13 protein-coding genes and 1 pseudogene are annotated in these 15,586 nt (G+C 64.2%); 8 read left to right on the top strand and 6 right to left on the bottom strand.

Features of this window, described 5'->3' with window-relative positions:
* The first annotated feature begins 29 nt into the window (after positions 1 to 29).
* Complete coding sequence (locus BJ122_RS05480) at positions 30 to 1,136, top strand: glycoside hydrolase family 5 protein (RefSeq protein ID WP_110780114.1); 1,107 nt, start codon at positions 30 to 32, stop codon at positions 1,134 to 1,136.
* A gap of 11 nt (positions 1,137 to 1,147) precedes the next feature.
* On the opposite strand, the gene BJ122_RS05475 is transcribed toward BJ122_RS05480, so the two are convergent.
* Positions 1,148 to 2,062, bottom strand: a complete 915-nt coding sequence (locus tag BJ122_RS05475; RefSeq protein ID WP_110780113.1) for a WecB/TagA/CpsF family glycosyltransferase — start codon at positions 2,060 to 2,062, stop codon at positions 1,148 to 1,150.
* A 137-nt stretch (positions 2,063 to 2,199) separates the two neighbouring features.
* Positions 2,200 to 3,204, bottom strand: coding sequence for a UDP-glucose 4-epimerase GalE (gene galE / locus BJ122_RS05470; RefSeq protein ID WP_110780112.1), 1,005 nt, complete (start codon positions 3,202 to 3,204; stop codon positions 2,200 to 2,202).
* Positions 3,205 to 3,801: 597 nt separating this feature from the next.
* Here galE and BJ122_RS05465 point away from each other — a divergent pair.
* Together BJ122_RS05465 and BJ122_RS05460 are read left to right on the top strand one after the other, a co-directional pair.
* Positions 3,802 to 4,347 (top strand): NUDIX hydrolase, encoded by a 546-nt coding sequence (locus BJ122_RS05465; RefSeq protein WP_110780111.1) that lies wholly within the window; start codon positions 3,802 to 3,804, stop codon positions 4,345 to 4,347.
* A gap of 132 nt (positions 4,348 to 4,479) precedes the next feature.
* Positions 4,480 to 5,520: a transporter gene (locus BJ122_RS05460; protein WP_110780167.1), complete on the top strand. Its 1,041-nt coding sequence runs from the start codon at positions 4,480 to 4,482 to the stop codon at positions 5,518 to 5,520.
* 47 nt (positions 5,521 to 5,567) lie between these two features.
* Here BJ122_RS05460 and BJ122_RS05455 read toward each other — a convergent pair whose 3' ends face one another.
* The gene (locus BJ122_RS05455; protein ID WP_110780110.1) at positions 5,568 to 6,272 is read right to left on the bottom strand and encodes a class I SAM-dependent methyltransferase; all 705 of its coding nucleotides are present in this window, start codon (positions 6,270 to 6,272) and stop codon (positions 5,568 to 5,570) included.
* 135 nt (positions 6,273 to 6,407) lie between these two features.
* Here BJ122_RS05455 and BJ122_RS05450 point away from each other — a divergent pair, with 135 nt between their 5' ends.
* The 3 genes from BJ122_RS05450 (at position 6,408) to BJ122_RS05440 (ending at position 9,954) form a co-directional block, all read left to right on the top strand.
* Positions 6,408 to 7,613 carry a BtaA family protein gene (locus BJ122_RS05450; protein WP_110780109.1) on the top strand — a complete coding sequence of 402 codons (1,206 nt, stop codon included), beginning with the start codon at positions 6,408 to 6,410 and terminating at the stop codon, positions 7,611 to 7,613.
* Between the two features lie 102 nt (positions 7,614 to 7,715).
* Positions 7,716 to 8,435 (top strand): type III effector HopAG1, encoded by a 720-nt coding sequence (locus BJ122_RS05445; RefSeq protein ID WP_110780108.1) that lies wholly within the window; start codon positions 7,716 to 7,718, stop codon positions 8,433 to 8,435.
* 10 nt (positions 8,436 to 8,445) lie between these two features.
* Positions 8,446 to 9,954 carry an ADP-ribosylglycohydrolase family protein gene (locus BJ122_RS05440; protein ID WP_110780166.1) on the top strand — a complete coding sequence of 503 codons (1,509 nt, stop codon included), beginning with the start codon at positions 8,446 to 8,448 and terminating at the stop codon, positions 9,952 to 9,954.
* On the opposite strand, the gene BJ122_RS05435 is transcribed toward BJ122_RS05440, so the two are convergent.
* The gene (locus BJ122_RS05435; RefSeq protein ID WP_027278273.1) at positions 9,951 to 10,166 is read right to left on the bottom strand and encodes an FmdB family zinc ribbon protein; all 216 of its coding nucleotides are present in this window, start codon (positions 10,164 to 10,166) and stop codon (positions 9,951 to 9,953) included. The genes BJ122_RS05440 and BJ122_RS05435 overlap by 4 nt on opposite strands.
* Positions 10,167 to 10,215: 49 nt before the next feature.
* On the opposite strand from BJ122_RS05435, the gene cutA reads away from it, so the two are divergent.
* A complete protein-coding gene (cutA, locus tag BJ122_RS05430) occupies positions 10,216 to 10,539 on the top strand; it encodes a divalent-cation tolerance protein CutA (RefSeq protein WP_110780107.1) in 324 nt (107 codons plus the stop codon).
* Here the strand turns inward: cutA and BJ122_RS05425 are convergent.
* The gene (locus tag BJ122_RS05425) at positions 10,536 to 13,379 is read right to left on the bottom strand and encodes an EAL domain-containing protein (protein WP_110780106.1); all 2,844 of its coding nucleotides are present in this window, start codon (positions 13,377 to 13,379) and stop codon (positions 10,536 to 10,538) included. The two genes, cutA and BJ122_RS05425, sit on opposite strands and share 4 nt — an antisense overlap.
* 388 nt (positions 13,380 to 13,767) lie before the next feature.
* Here BJ122_RS05425 and BJ122_RS05420 point away from each other — a divergent pair.
* Positions 13,768 to 13,995 (top strand): annotated as a pseudogene (locus BJ122_RS05420) (hypothetical protein); the annotation flags it as partial.
* 40 nt (positions 13,996 to 14,035) lie between these two features.
* Here BJ122_RS05420 and BJ122_RS05415 read toward each other — a convergent pair.
* Positions 14,036 to 15,436 carry a reverse transcriptase domain-containing protein gene (locus tag BJ122_RS05415; RefSeq protein WP_110780105.1) on the bottom strand — a complete coding sequence of 467 codons (1,401 nt, stop codon included), beginning with the start codon at positions 15,434 to 15,436 and terminating at the stop codon, positions 14,036 to 14,038.
* Between the last annotated feature and the right edge of the window lie 150 nt (positions 15,437 to 15,586).

Here is a 15,586-nt window from a genome sequence, read left to right as displayed (position 1 = left end):
TCGGCGTCGGGACGAGGGAGCGTATCCAAATGCGACAATGGCTCGCTGCTGCTCTATTGGCCGTATCGGTGGTGCCAGTGCAGGCTGCTTGCGTCACGACCGACAGCGCCGTTCCGGCCGCTCGTCTGGAAGCGCTGGCGCGCGGCATTAATCTCGCCGGCTGGATGGACCGCCCCGATGCGCCGGCGCCCAATTTCGAGACGCTGAAAACGCTACGCGCTGCTGGCATCACTCATGTTCGGTTGCCGGTCCCGGCCGAGCGCGTGATGCGACGCTTTGCATCCGAAGCGACCATCGAGCAGCAACTCGCCATGGTCGATCGCGCCGTAATGCAATTGGTGGCGCTCGGCTTCTCGGTATCGATCGATCTGCATCCGAGCAGTGAGTTTTCGGCATTGCATCGCAGTGATCCCGAGTCGGCGATGCAGGCGATGCAGCAGGCCTGGCGCAGCCTCGCGACAGTGATCGACAATTTCACGCCCGATCTGGTGTTTGCCGAACTGCTCAACGAACCCGACATCGATCCGGTGCGCTGGCAGCGCGAAGCCGAGCAACTCGCGCAATTCGTACGCGGCCTCCTGCCGCGCACCACGCTGATCGTCGGCCCGACCAATTGGCAGCGCGCCGATTCACTGCCGTCGTTCAAGCCGCTGCCGGACCGCAATGTGGTCTATGCGATCCACTTTTACGATCCGATGGCGTTCACCCATCAAGGCCATTGGGACCCGGCCGATCCGCGCGCCGCGATCCGCGGCCTGCCGTTTCCGGTGCGACCGGACGATCCGAAGGTACAGAGCCTGCGCGCGCAGCTTGGCGCCAACGGACAGCACGAGTCGCTGCATGAAATCGACGTGGCATTGGCGCAAAGCGCCTCGGGTGATCTGATCGCGGCGCAGCTTGAGCCCGCCGTGCAGTGGCAGCAGCGTTATCGGGTGCCGCTGATCATCAATGAGTTCGGCGTGTTCAAGGAAGCCGCGCCAGCCGACAGCCGGGCACGCTGGCTGCGCGGCGTGGTCGCGGCCGCGCAGGCGCATTGCTGGGGCTGGACCCATTGGGAGTTCGATCAAGGCTTTGGCCTGACCGATCGCGCCGGCCGCCTTGATCCTGCGGTGCTCGACGCGCTGCTACAGCGTTGATGTAAGCCAGCTCAGCGCGAGCGGGTCAGCAGCAGAAACAGCGCGTAGGGATTGGTCTTGAGATAACGCCAGCCGAGCCGTCGCGGTTCGAGCCAGATCCGCCACAGCCATTCCAGGCCGAGATTCTGCATCCATTGCGGCGCGCGCGGCTTGGTCTCGGTCAGCCAGTCGAATAGTCCGCCCGAGGTCTTGATCACGCCGACCGACGTCAGGCGCTGGCGGTTGCGGATCACGAATTGCTGCTCATAGGGCACGCCCATCGACACCCACAGGATGTCGGGCGACAGCGCCGCGATCTCGTTGCAGGCCGCGATTTCGTCGTCGGGGGAATCGAAGAAGCCGTGCCGGCGACCGACCAGCTGCAGCTTCGGAAAACGTTCCATTACCTTGGCGGCCGCGGCGGCGTTTGCCTGTTCGGTGGCGCCGAGCATATACATGGTGGCGCCGCGTGTTTCGGCCTCGGCCGCGACGTCATAGAACAGATCGGTGGTGGCGACCCGCTCGGGCAGCGCTTCCTCGCAGCGCACCCGCGATGCGAACACATGCGGCATGCCGTCGGCGTGAATCGCGTCGGCCTGCATGAACAGTTCGCGCTCGGCTTCATTGGTGGCGCAGCGATAAGTCACTTCGCCATTGGCCGAGGTCAGATAAGCGGGATAACGCCACAGGCCGCGGCGGCGCAGCGCTTCATCGACCATTGCCTTGGCGGATTGTTCGCGATCCACCACCGCGATCGGCAGGCCGCCCAGCACCACGCGCGGCCATTGCTGGATCTGATTGCGGCGGCGGTCACCCTGCATGCGCCGTTCGGGACCGAAGCTGGTGTCGCCGGGCTGATACGGCGCCTTGCGCCGGTCGCCCGAACGCCGGTCGCCAGCCTCGGCACCGACATCGGTCGGATCAATCGCGTGCGGTATGTCCGCCATGTTTCTCTCGCCTGATACAGCAGCCAAATGTCTCCATCGGCATGTGCCATACAGATAGTGAGCGAGGGTTTAGCGAGCCAAGCCGACCCCGGCGCATGGTAAACAGATGCGATACAGAATAGCGAAATTTGTCGGCATCAGCCGTTTTGGCGCCGCTGCAGCAGCGTCTGTTCCCAGGCCAGCGCATGACGCACGATGGTGTCGAGATCGCCGTAACGCGGCGTCCAGCCCAGCATTTGCCGGGCGCGCGCATTGGAGGCGACCAGGCTGGCCGGATCGCCGGGGCGGCGCTCACGCAGCCGCACTTCGAAATCGACGCCCGACACCCGTTTCACCACGTCGATCACCTCGCGCACCGAATGGCCGCGGGCATCGCCGACATTGCAGATGATGCTCGGCCGGCCGGCGCGCAGGTGGCGCAGCGCGTCGAGATGGGCCTGCGCCAGATCGCTGACATGGACATAGTCGCGGATGCAGGTGCCGTCGCGGGTCGGGTAGTCGGTGCCGAACACGTCCATGCCGTCGCGCTGCGAGGTGGCAGCCTGCACCGCGACTTTGATCAGATGGGTGGCGTTGCGGGTCGATTGTCCGGTGCGGCCGTGCGGATCGGCGCCGCAGACATTGAAATAACGCAACGCGGCATAGCTGAACGGGTAGGCCTGCGCGGTATCCTGCAGCATCCACTCGACCATCAGCTTGGAGCGGCCATAGGGATTGATCGGCGCGGTCGGCTGGTCTTCATCAACGGGCACCGTCGCCGGCTCGCCATAGACCGCCGCGGTTGAGGAAAACACGACATGCGGCACGCCGCGGCGCACCGCGCATTCGATCAGCGCACGGGCGTTGACGGTGTTGTTGGCGTAGTAGTCGAGCGGCTGGCTGACCGAATCCGGCACCACGATGCTGGCCGCAAAATGAATGATCGCTTCGATCGGATAGCGATCGAACACCGCGCCGAGCAGCGCCGGATCGCCGCTATTGCCTTCAAAGAACGGCACGCCGTCCGGCACCGCGCTGCGAAACCCGGTGGACAGGTCATCGATCACCACCGGCCGCTCGCCGGCATCGAGCAGCGCCAGCGTCATATGGCTACCGATATAGCCGGCGCCGCCGGTGACCAGGATGTGTCGAGGCTCGGTCATCTCAGGCCTTTCATCTGCAGCGGATCGATGGTGATATTAGCGGCGACGCGGCGCCAGGGAAGCAGCCGCACAACAACTTGCGGGGGGGAGGGGACAGCCGCTGGCAGCGGCCGCGATCGTCGGGGGCTGGCGCGCGGTGCCAGCTTTGCAACTTTCTCAATCACATAGCGTTGGTGCCGAAGCTACGGCGCCGACATTAACGGCCGATTACGCCGGGCTGTCGCCCTGGCGTCATCGTGCCTTGCTAGCAACTGGCGCTGGCCGCCGGTCGGGTGCCGTGGCCAGACTCAACACGCCACTGCGGCCGCAGATCGTTTGACGGGAGCGATCGATGAAAGACGCGGTAAACCTCGTGACCTTCGGCCTGCTGGTCGGGCTGGTGCTGGTGCCGACCCTGCGGCGCTGGCTGAGCAAGCTGCGCGACTAGCGCGCCGCCATCTCCGCCATCCCGGCCTTGCGACGCGGCGGTTCCGAAACCGCCGCCGGCACCGTGACGTCCGCCCGCCTGCCCGCTACAATAACTCCTTAGCTTTGAGCTGAGTCTGCAAGCTCACTCTGGATCAGCGGGGGTGACCGCGGTCACATGACAATCGACGGATGACATCAGGCCGACGACGGACGGGCAAGTCTGTGCTGGCCGCGGGCGGCATCGTGCTGCAGCCGGGCGAAACGCCGAAAATCGCGGTGGTGCGGCTGCGCAAGCGCAGCGAATGGGTGCTGCCGAAAGGCAAGCTCGACGCCGGCGAAACCGCGCGCGACGCCGCGATCCGCGAGGTGCTGGAAGAAACCGGCCATGCCGTCGCGGTGCACGAATTTCTCGGCACGCTGGCCTATCATTCCGGCTCGGCGATCAAGGTGGTGCATTTCTGGCGCATGATCGCCGAGGCGGTGCCGACCCGAAAGCTGATGAAAGACGTCACCGCGGTCGACTGGCTGTCGCTGGACGCGGCGCTGGAGCGGCTGTCGCGCGAGCATGAGCGGGCGTTTTTGGCTGAGGTCGGCCCGCAGGCGCTGCAAGCGGTGCTGGGCGGGAGTATCGCCGCCGAGCTGCCCGGGCTTGACGATGCGGCCAGTGCCGATCTCGCCCCAACGCCGCGCCCGACGCTGTGGCGCCGGCTGCGTGAGCTGCTGCGCGGGCGCTGACCGCGACCAAGGTCGCAAGCGGGCAGAGCGCCAACCGCGCGCCCTGACATATCCCTGCAATCAAGCTGTCATCCAATTGGGCAAGCTGCCGCCTCATGTGGTGGTGAGAGGCTGCAAGCCAGGAGCCTGATGATGGCACTCGACAGCTCATATTCCGCGCCGCGGCTGGTTGTGCCGAACGATGGCGGTGGGCCGGTGGCAGCGGCCGTGCCGGGGCTGCTATGGGCGTTTCGGATCGATGCCGAGGGCTTACCGCATCCGCTCGCGGTCAATGAAGCGGCGCCGCCTCCGGGGCCGGAGCTGATCTGGCTGCATCTCAATCTCGCCGATGCCAGGGCGCTGCAATGGCTGGCCGCTGAGCTGGCAATCCCAGCATCGGCGCGCACGCTGCTGCTGTCCAAGGACACCTATCAGCAGCTCCACGTCGCTGATGATTGCGTCTATGGCGTGATTGCCGATCTGCTGCGCGACATCGATGGCGCGACCGAGGATGCCGGCCATCTGCGCTTCGTGCTGCAAGAGCGGCTGGTGATCAGTGGCCGTTATGGCGCGCTGTGCGGGGTCGATGCCGCGCGCCGTGCTCTCGAGGCCGGGCGGCGCATCAGCTCAGCCGCGGTGCTGTTCGAGACCATCATCGACCATGTCGCCAGCACCATGGAAGCGATGGCGGAACGGATGGGGGATCAGCTCGACGCGATCGAGGAAGAGCTGCTGTCCGATGACCACGCCGATCTGCGCAAGGGGCTTGGGCAGTTGCGGCGCACCTGCGTGCGGCTGCATCGGCAATTGTCGGGGTTGCAGCTCGTCTTTCACCGGCTTGAGCAGCAGGATCTCAGCGGCCTCACTCCGGGACTGCAGATCGCCGCGCCGAAACTGGCGCAGCGGCTCGATGAGCTCGACCGCGTGATCGTGGAAATGCGCGAACGCGCAAGATTGCTGCAGGAGGAGTTGCAGCTGAAAATGGAGGAACAGGGCAATAACAGTCTGCGGGTGCTGTCGGTGCTGACCGCGCTGTTGATGCCGCCGACGCTGGTGACCGGCGTGTTCGGCATGAACACCCGCGCGCTGCCCTTTGCCGATTCCGAGGCCGGATTCTGGTGGGCCGCGCTGCTGATCGCCAGCGCGTCCTGCGTCGCTTATGTGGTGCTGCGCCGGATCGGCATCATCCGTTGATCATCGCGCTGATCGCGTTTCGAGCGAATTGGATACCGGTTCGCGTCCTAGCCCTGGCGCGGACCCGGCGGCAGCGTCAGCACCGCATATTGCGCATAGTCGCGGAACGGTCGCTCAAAGCGCAGCTGCGCGCCGTTCAGCTCGGCAAAGTGCCGCATCGAGCGCTCCAACTCGTCACACGGCTGCACGCCAAACAGCGCCAGCCAGCGCCGCAGCCAGCGCCGCGCCAGAGCGGGGAGCCGCTGCTGGCCACCGAAATCGACGACATGCAGGCTGCCGCCCGGCGCGAGCTGATGGACCGCGACTTCCAGCACCCGGTGCCAATCAGGGATCATCGACAGGCAATACGAGATCATCACATGATCGAACGAGCGCACGCCGAAGGAATGCTTGGGATCAAAGCCGGTGGCATCGCCATGCGCCACCTTGATGCGATCGCCCCAGCCCTCGCGTTCGATCGCTTCGATCGCCGAGGTCAGCATTTCGGTGGAGACGTCGAGGCCGAAGAACCGCGCTTCCGGATAGCTTTTGGCCGCCTGGATCAGATTGCGGCCGGTGCCGCAGCCGATCTCCAAAATGCGCGCCCGCGGTGCCGGGCTTAGTCCGGCGATCATGTGATCGCGGCCGAGCAGATAGTAGCGCCGGGTCACATCGTAGATGTGGCGCTGCCAGCGATACATGCGGTTCATGCGCTGGGTGGCGTCGGCGGACCAGGAAGCGGTGCTGCTGACTTCGGACTGTATGATCGACATCGGAGCGCTCCCTCTAGGATCGTGCTAATTTCCGATGTTTGCGCGACAACGATGTGACAGCGTTAGTGCGCGGCACTGTCGCAAAACTGCATTGCGAGCTTGCTATCGTCTGCCGATTGCGAATCGAGGGCGAGCATGAGCACGCAACTAATTGCGGACGCGGTCCGTAACAGCCGAAGCCGTACTGAATCGACCGCGTGGGACAAATTGTTCGCTCTGTGGTTCCAGCGGCTCGTTTACACGCAGATCTGGGAAGACCCCGAGGCCGATCTGGCCGCGCTGCAATTGCCAGTCGGCGCCACCATCGTCACGATCTCATCCGGTGGCTGCAACGCGCTGTCCTATCTGCAGGCACAGCCGGCGCAGATTTTTGCGGTCGATCTCAATGACGCGCATCTGGCGCTGCTCAAGCTGAAACTGACCGCGCTGCGCGTGCTGCCGGACTACGCCGATTTCTGGCGCATGTTCGGTGAGGGCGACAGCGAGACCAACGCGGCGCTGTACCGCGACCGGCTACGGCCATTGCTCGATGCCGATGCGCGGCAATTCTGGGACAGCCGCAATCTGCTCGGCCGGCCGCGTTTTGGCTATTTCACCGACGGTTTTTATCGCCACGGCATGCTCGGCCGTTTCATCGGCTTTGCGCATCTTTTGGCCAAGGCCGCGCGCGTCGACCTTAACGTGCTGCTGACCGCGCCCGCGCACTCGCCGCAGCGCCAGGAAGCGCTGGCGCGGCTCGATCGGCTGTTTCATTCGCGGCTCGCCAAAGTTCTGACGCGCACGCCGGCGCTGCTGTTCAGCCTCGGTATTCCGCCGCAGCAGCGTGAATTGCTGGGCGGCGATCAGCCGCTCAACGAAGTGCTGCATCAGCGGCTGCTGCGGCTGATCAATGGCTATCCGAACGACAGCAATTACTTCGCCTGGCAGGCGCTGCGCCGCAGCTATGCAGGCCCCGGCGATCAGTGCCTGCCGCCCTATCTGCAACGCAGCCTCTATCCGCGCATGCGCGACGGCGCCGGGCTGGTGATCCCGGTCCATGCCAATCTGCGCCGCTTCCTGGAAAGCCTGCCGGCTGGCCAGATCGATGCGGTGGTGCTGCTCGATTCCCAGGACTGGATGGCGGCCGACGAAATCCGCGCGCTGTGGAGCGCGATCGATCGCACCGGCAGCGCCGATGTCCGGGTGATTTTCCGCACCGCGGGCGCCGACTCGCCGCTGGAAGGGCCGGAACTGTCGCCGCTGCGCGAAGTTTGGCGCCGCGATGCCGAGCGCAGCGCGATCGGCTTTGAGCGCGACCGTTCCGGCATCTATGGCGGCTTCCACTGCTATGGCCGGGCCTGAGCGCACGGCTGTTGCACCCGCGCCCGGCGTCGCTTAGGGGATGACGATGGCTCTGCCGCGCGCGGCAGGGCGTTGGTCGTTCCTCGGCGATGATCGGTGGCCATGGTGCAATCTGAGATCGGCGCGACGGACAGTTTGGGCTGGACGAAAGTCGGCGGCCAGGCCGGCTCCAATGCCGGCGGCCTCTATCAGGACCGCGACGGCGTTCGCTGGTATCTGAAAATCCCGGCGCGTGACGGCCATGCCCGCAATGAAGTGCTGGCCAATCATCTCTATCGACTAGCCGGCGCGGCGGTGCCCGAGGTCAGGCTGGTGGCGCAGGGCGACCGGCTTGCGGTTGCCAGCCGGATCATCAAAGGGCTGACGCTCGCCGATTTGTCCGGCGACAGCGCCGCGCGCCATAGCGCCGCGCTCTGTGAGCATTTTGCCGCCGACGCCTGGCTTGCCAATCGCGACGTGCTCGGCGCCGATCTCGATAACATCGTGGTCGATGGCCGCGGCGGCGTGATCCGCATCGATCTCGGCGGCGCGCTGCGCTACCGCGCGCAGGGCGCGGACAAGAGCGGTTTCGGCAACAGCGTGCTCGAGTTTGGCAGCCTGCGCGATCCGGCGCGTAATGCGGTTGCCGCGCGTATCTTTGGCAGCATGAGCGCGGCGCAATTGCTGGCCTCGGTGCAACTGGTTGCCGCGATCAGCGATGCCGCGATCCGCGCTGCGGTGCTTGGCATCGAAGGCGAGGGCACGGAGGCGGAATCCTTGATCGCCATTTTGATTGCGCGCCGCGATGATCTTATCCGCCGCGCCGCCGAACTGAACTCATGATGAGGCTATGATGAGAACCTCGGCCTCGCATCCGCTGCAGATCGCGGAACTGATGATCGGCGCCGGCCATGGCCGGATCGGCATCACTTTCTGTCCCGGCAAATACGATCCGCATGCAGCCTCCGGCGCCTGGCGCCGCGACCTCGATCTTGATCTTGACGCGATCAGCGCATGGGGCGCGGCCGCGGTGGTGACGCTGGTCGAGCCGCGCGAGCTGGCGATGCTGCGGGTCGAGCGGCTCGGCGACGCGGTCAGGCAGCGGCAGATGCTGTGGTACCACCTGCCGATTGTCGATGTCTCGACGCCGGATCAGGCGTTTGAGGACGCCTGGCACAACGCCGGCGAGAGCTTGCGCGCTGTGCTGCGCAGCGGTTTCGACGTGGTGGTGCATTGCCGCGGTGGGCTTGGCCGCGCCGGCACCATCGCCGCGCGCTTGCTCATTGAACTTGGCGCTGAGCCGATCAGCGCGGTGAAGCAGGTGCGCAAAGCGCGGCCGGGCGCGATCGAAACGCCGAACCAGAAGAAATATGTGCTGACGCATGGCGCAGTGCCTGAGCGGCGGCCCGCTGCCGAGGCGGTGCGCGATCGCGCTTATGGCGCCTTGCTCGGGCTCGCGGTCGGTGATGCGCTCGGCATGCCGCTGGAATTTCTGGCGCGCGACACTTATCCGCCGCTGCAGGACATGATCGGCGGCGGCCGGCACGGCCTTGAGGCCGGCGAATGGACCGACGACACCAGCATGGCGCTGTGTCTGGCCGACAGCCTGATCGCTAGCGACGGCACGCTCGATCCCGGTGACCTGATGCAGCGCTTTGTGCGCTGGCGCGATCATGGCGACAATGTCGTCAATGGCCGCGCCTGCTTCGATATCGGCAACACGGTGCGCGCCGCGCTTGATCGCTTTGCGCGCGATGGCGCGCCGATCGCCGGCCCGACCGATCCGCGCAGCGCCGGCAATGGCTCGTTGATGCGGCTGGCGCCGGTGCCGATCCGCTTTGGTCATGACCGGCGGCGGCTGCGCGAGATTGCGGCGCTGCAGAGCCGCACCACCCATGGCGCACGCGAAGCGGTCGACGCCTGCGTGCTGTTTGCGGAGATCGTCGCTGAGGCGATCGCCGGAGCGCCGCGTTCCCAAGTGCTGCGGCCGCGCGTGATCGAGGGGCTATCAGAAGAGGTCGCTGCGATCGCCGCCGGCCGCTGGCGTGGCAAGCCGCGCGCTGAGATCGGCAGCACCGGCTATGTGCTGCATTCCCTGGAAGCAGCGCTATGGGCGGTCGGCAGCACCGCCGATTTTGAAAGCGCGGTGCTGAAAGCCGCCAATCTCGGGCTCGATGCCGACAGCACCGCAGCGATCGCGGGGCAGCTCGCCGGGGCGCTGTATGGGCTCAGCGGCATTCCGGAGCGCTGGCTGCTTCAGCTCGCGCAGCGCGACCGGATCATGGCGCGCGCTACGGCGCTGGTCGCGCAGGCGCAAGCCGAGCAGCAACGCACCGGCGCTGCCGCTCCCGCGGCGTCTTAGTCAAAACCCGCCGGACAATTATTGCAGCAGCCGGCGGGGTTGCCGCACGGCGCCAGATCGGGGCCGCCGCCCTTGGCCGGCTTGGCAATCAGCGACAGCTGCTGGGTCAGGTCGGTGGTGGCGCACAGCGGGCATTCGGCGGTCTCGCCGGTCTGCACCAGCGTCTGGAATTCATGGCCGCAACTGTTGCAAGTGTAGCCGTAGATCGGCATGGCAGAGTCTCTTTGCTGGTCGAGGATCAATCAGGACAAGGCGGCAGCGATGAGCGAACCGAAGGCTTGTGTGGTGATGGTCACCGCGCCCAACCGCGAGGAAGCGGAACGCCTCGCCCGCGCGGCGCTGGAAGCGCGGCTGGCGGCCTGCGTGCAACTGCAGCCCATTGCCAGCTTTTACTGGTGGGAGGGCAAGATTACCAGCGATTCAGAGCTGCTGCTGCTGTTCAAGACCGTGCCGGCGCGCTTTGCCGCGTTGCGCGATCTGATCCTGCGGCACCACTCCTATGATACCCCCGAGATCATCAGCCTGCCGGTCGAGGACGGCGCCGAACGCTATCTCAACTGGATCGGCCAGCAAGCGACCGGCTAGGCTGATCGGACCGCGGCCATCTGGCGGGTGAGGCGCAGCTCGGCCGTAGGGCAGGGCCGTCCGAACAGATCGCCTTGGCCGAAGGCGACGCCGGCGGCGCGCAGCACGGCCAGCTGGCTGTCGGTCTCCACCCCTTCGGCGATCGAGATCATGTTGAGGCCGCGCGCCAGCCCGGCGAGCGCGCTGACGATTGCCATGCTGTCGGCTTCGCGCGTCAGATCCTCGATGAAGGCGCGATCGATCTTGATCCGGCTGAATTTGAACGCCTTGAGATGGGTCAGTGACGAATAGCCGGTGCCGAAATCGTCGAGCGACACCGAGGCGCCGAGATCGCGGATATTGTGCAAGGCCGCCAGCGCCGCGTCACGATCAGCAAGCAGAGCCGACTCGGTCACTTCGATTTCCAGCCGGTCGGCGCTCAGCCCCGAGGCTTCCAGCGCCGAGGTGATGGTGCTGATCAGTTCCGGACTGGTCAGTTGCGCAGCCGACAGGTTGACGGCGACCGGCAGCCCGTCCGGCCAGCGCGACGCATCGCGGCACGCCCGACGGATCACCCAGCCGCCCAGCGGCACGATCAAGCCGGTTTCCTCGGCGACCGGCAGGAACTGATGGGGCAACAGCAGCCCCTGTGTCGGATGTTTCCAGCGCACCAGCGCTTCGACACAGACCACGACGCCGCTGCGAATGTCGACGATCGGTTGATAATGCAAGATCAGCTCGTCATGGCTCAGCGCTGCGCGCAGCGCCGCTTCCAGGCTGTCGCGCTTGGAGATCGAGGCGATCATTTCCGGGCCGAACAGCCGGTAGCCGCAGCGCCCGGCCTGCTTGGCGGCATAGAGCGCATAATCGGCCTTGCGCAGCAGCTCGTCCGGGTCGTCGCCATCGTTCGGCGCGAGCGCGATGCCGATACTGGCGCCGACCTGCACGGTCTTGCCGAACAGGTCGATCGGCTCGGCGACCAAGGCAAGGATCCGCTCCGCCAGAGCGCGCGCCGCCCGGCGCTGCTCGTCGGCGGATGGAGCGCCAACTTCGCCGGTTTGGATGATGGCGAACTCGTCGCCGCCAAGCCGCGCCACCAGATCGGCCGGACGGGTGGAGGCTTCGATCCGTTCGGCGACCTCTTTCAGCAACTGGTCGCCCGCGGCGTGGCCCAACGTGTCGTTGATCGCCTTGAAGCGATCGAGGTCGATCATCAGCACGGTGAATGGCCGCAGCGAGCCGGTCAGTGCCGCCGAGGCCTGTTCGATCTGCTCATTGAAATGGGCGCGGTTCGACAGGCCGGTCAGCGCGTCATGCTGGGCGAGATAGGAGATTCTCGCCTGGTTGCGCTTGATCTCGGTGATGTCTTCCGAGGTGATGACGACATCGCCATTGCCGAACAGCCGGCTGATCGAGCGGATGAAGCGGCCATTATTGAGCTCGACCACATCGTCGCGATCTGCGCTCTGCATCGATTCTGCGACTTCGATCCGTGACCTGAGATAGGCGTCCGGTCCGTCGATCGAAAACACGCCCTTGGCGATCCGCATCTGCACGATCTCGCGAAAGGTCGTTCCGGGTGGGGCGTCGGCCTTGCTGAGGCCGAACGGCGCCATGAAGTTGTCGTTCAGGACGATGACGCGCTGCTCCCGATTGAACATCGCCAGTCCCTGGCGCATGTTGCTGAGCGCGGTCTCCAGCGTGTGGCTGACGGCTTCCGATTTGGCGATTTCGTTTTGCAGCGCGGTCTCATAAGCGAGCTGCTTGCTGATATCATGGGCGACGCCGAGATAGCCGATGATCTCATTTTTCTCGCCGCGCATCGCCGACACGGTCATCGATACCGGCAGCCGGCTGCCGTCTTTGCGAACCCAGGTCCAACGCCGGTTCTGCCCGAGCAGTTCCGGATCGATGATGATACCACGTCCTTTGATTCGCCGGCCGAGTTCGGCCGACAGCTCGGCGGCGCGCGCGATCGCTTCTTCCTGATCGGCGAATACCGTGGGCGTGAGCTTGCCGACCACTTCCTCGGCCTTGTAGCCGAGCATCCGCTCGGCGCCGGGGTTGAACACCGTGATCAGCATGTCCTTTTCGGCGGCGATGATCGCAACGTCGTTGGCGGAGTTCAGGATCGCCCGGACATAGCCCTCGGACCGTTGCAGCTTGGCTTGCAGCAGCTTGCGTTCGGTGAGATCGACCTGGCTGGTGAGTGCTTTCAGCGCCAAGGTGATCATCAACACCACGGCGATCGCGATGAAGGCGAACACGGAATCGACATGGGTGCCGAGCGTGACGTTCGGTGCGAGCGGCGAGGCCACGTGGATACCCAGGATCCGCAGCGGCAGGCTGAACGCATCGATCGTCAGGATCACAGCGATCAGCCGCAGCAACCCGGTCAGGGCGCCGCGCTTGTTCTGCAACAGCCTGATCGCGGTGTAGCAGTCGAACAGCATCAACGTCGTCACCAAGACGGCGATACGGTTCACCGTTGATGGATCGACATAGCTGAACCAGCCGAACAGCAGGCAGACCACGGTCGCCGTGAGGCGGCCATACCAGATCGGATGCTGAATGGCGCTGGCGCGCAGAATTCCGGAGTTGAAGGTCAGTGTGCCGAACAGCGCGGCGATCGCGCAGGCCCAGGTGACCGCAGTCGCGACCTCGTTCGTCATCAGGCTGCGAGTGGCGACGCCGAGCGTGCCAAGCGCGAGCAATGCCGAGCCGATCGCCCAGTCGCGCGCCGGCTGATAGTGCTGGTGCAGTCTCCACACAAACAGCATGCCTGCCGACTGCAGCACGCGCGCCATCGTCAGCACGATCAGCAGGGTCATGAAGTCGAGTTCTAAGAACGCTCCAGGCATCAGCGCATCCCCATCCAACAGGGGACGCCAGCGCGTCTGTCAGCGCGGCGCGTGGCCGGCTGATCCTGCGTGGAGTTGAACCACGTCGTTCGGCGCTTCCTGGTCGAACTCATTCACACAACTTGTGGTTTGGCCTGATAACGCCATAGGGCGTGAACTGATATAACGAATCCTAAAACCGGGCCTGGGGATAGCACCGGCGGACTGAGCTAGGGTTTCATTTCCGTCAATGACGATCAGGAATGTCGCGCTCAGCGAACAAATGGCGGATTATGAGCGGTGGTCGTTGTCATATTTGCAGGCGAACGCACCGGCGCTGGTACGCTCGGTGAACCGCAACGGTTGATGACAGCTCCGCCGGCGAGCGCGGTGTGCTACGCAGACGTAACTGTTGTCAGGCTCCAGCACGCCGATGGAGAGCATGCCGGTGTGGCTGCAATATCTGGTGCAGACCATCAGCCCGACGCCGCATTTCGTGGCGTTCTCGCAGGCGGTGCTATTTCGCGGCGCCGACATCACGCTGGTCTGGCAGCCGCTGCTCGCCATGCTGGCGATCGGCGAGGTGTATTTTGCCGTGGCGCTGACCAGATTCAGAAAGGTGATTTTTGGGAGTTGAGGGGGTGATACGGCCCTGCGGATTTGCAGCGGATGTCCTGCTATGTGCCAAGCTGAGGTCTGATCGGCTGCAATAAGCGTTGTTTTGCTGTTGAGTTGTCAGCATGTGATTGTGTCGCAACTCCCGCACCAGGTACTTCTGGCAAGGGGTGCGGAGGTGTGTCGCTCAGAAGCTGTATGCCCATGACACGTCGCCGCACTTCGTCAGGAGCGTTTCGTATCAAGTCGGACGCGAACCTGCGAAGCTCCTCAATACGATGGTCAATGTGTGCATCTAAGGAACTGAATACGTGAGTTGCTGTGGTGTGCCGAAAAGCTTGCGACCAACCTCGGATGATTTTATTCAGCAGCACAAGGTGTTGATGGTAACCTTGTCCTGACCACGGTTTACCAGTTGCGGCCAATCTCATTTGCTTCTTCGCATCGCAGAACAGTTGATCACATTTCGCCTTGAATGCTCTCTGCGCTGCTGAGGAGGGTTGTCGTGATCTCCCCGAGACGCGGTACCCCAACACATCGGTTCCGTCGTGGTAGATGTTGCCTTCGTCGAACTTGCCAGCACGACGAGCGTCGTTGTCGGTCTGGTCGTAGACGCTCATGCCCATATCTGCCAGCAGCGTGCGGCCTGAACTATAGGCGGCCAAGACACTGCTGCGTGTCCGGCCCAGCATGATAAAGTCGTCGATGTAACGAACGCACACGATTCCACGATCATTCATGCGCATGTCGAACTCTTGAAGCGCGATGTTCGCGGCAAGCGCGGAGAGCGCTGAACCCTGCGCAACGCCGATGTCATCCTGAGGGAATAACTTGTAGTTGCCGCGCGCTTGCAGCTCAGCTGTATTAGTCAGGCTTGATCTCAAGGCCGATCCAACGAGCTCAACAAAATGCTCGTCCGCAATGGCTTCCGCGATGAACCTGTTCACTTGCGCGAGGGGGATGCGAGTGAAAAAGTTCCTGATGTCCGACCGAATGAACCAAGTCTTGCCATCTTGTACCGCCTCGTCGATCAGGGATAGGCCGTGAGCTACGCTTCGCTCCTTGATTCCTCCGACACTGGTCCTCGTAGCCATGACGTGTTTGATGGCGGGGATCCCCAACCATTTTTTGGTCGGAGCCGATTTATCTGTGCCGAAGCCTTGGAGCACCTCAAGGATGCCTCGCCGCACTATTCGGTTCTCAATTGGAGCGATGACCAAGGGACGAGGGAGCTTGCCCTTACCCTTAGGGATGGTGATCCCCTTTTCGCCATCGAAGCGAAATGTTTCGGCGCGAAGTTGCTTGCTGATCCGTTCGAGATTGCCGACCCAGTTTTCGTCGTAACTCTTAATGGCCTTAACAGTTTCTTCGCTGAGCGAAGCTAGGCCGCTCTGCTTTACTACTGCCCAAGAACGATGAAGAACCTCTCGTGACCGAAGTTTCTTGCAGAGATCGGCGGTCATCTAAGCGCCTGTGGTGTGAGGGCTTATCGGTTCGCTCGCCCTCGGCCAGAGCTCTAAGTCCGATCCACAAGGCTCCGAAGGCGCAGAGTGCATCCCTCGGGTGCGACCTGATCCGAAGTAGCAACTGCCCCCCGGACCTCCCCCCCAGAA

The sequence above is a fragment of the Rhodopseudomonas faecalis genome (assembly GCF_003217325.1).
Taxonomy (GTDB): Bacteria; Pseudomonadota; Alphaproteobacteria; order Rhizobiales; family Xanthobacteraceae; genus Rhodopseudomonas; species Rhodopseudomonas faecalis.
This window is presented reverse-complemented; position numbering and strand designations above follow the sequence as displayed.

Coding starts and splice junctions, on each gene's coding strand:
- BJ122_RS05425 (WP_110780106.1), bottom strand. CDS start 13,379: ATGCCTGGAGCGTTCTTAGAACTCGACTTCATGACCCTGCTGATCGTG.
- BJ122_RS05440 (WP_110780166.1), top strand. CDS start 8,446: ATGAGAACCTCGGCCTCGCATCCGCTGCAGATCGCGGAACTGATGATC.
- cutA (WP_110780107.1), top strand. CDS start 10,216: ATGAGCGAACCGAAGGCTTGTGTGGTGATGGTCACCGCGCCCAACCGC.
- BJ122_RS05480 (WP_110780114.1), top strand. CDS start 30: ATGCGACAATGGCTCGCTGCTGCTCTATTGGCCGTATCGGTGGTGCCA.
- BJ122_RS05465 (WP_110780111.1), top strand. CDS start 3,802: ATGACATCAGGCCGACGACGGACGGGCAAGTCTGTGCTGGCCGCGGGC.
- BJ122_RS05435 (WP_027278273.1), bottom strand. CDS start 10,166: ATGCCGATCTACGGCTACACTTGCAACAGTTGCGGCCATGAATTCCAG.
- BJ122_RS05475 (WP_110780113.1), bottom strand. CDS start 2,062: ATGGCGGACATACCGCACGCGATTGATCCGACCGATGTCGGTGCCGAG.
- galE (WP_110780112.1), bottom strand. CDS start 3,204: ATGACCGAGCCTCGACACATCCTGGTCACCGGCGGCGCCGGCTATATC.
- BJ122_RS05455 (WP_110780110.1), bottom strand. CDS start 6,272: ATGTCGATCATACAGTCCGAAGTCAGCAGCACCGCTTCCTGGTCCGCC.
- BJ122_RS05460 (WP_110780167.1), top strand. CDS start 4,480: ATGGCACTCGACAGCTCATATTCCGCGCCGCGGCTGGTTGTGCCGAAC.
- BJ122_RS05450 (WP_110780109.1), top strand. CDS start 6,408: ATGAGCACGCAACTAATTGCGGACGCGGTCCGTAACAGCCGAAGCCGT.
- BJ122_RS05445 (WP_110780108.1), top strand. CDS start 7,716: ATGGTGCAATCTGAGATCGGCGCGACGGACAGTTTGGGCTGGACGAAA.
- BJ122_RS05415 (WP_110780105.1), bottom strand. CDS start 15,436: ATGACCGCCGATCTCTGCAAGAAACTTCGGTCACGAGAGGTTCTTCAT.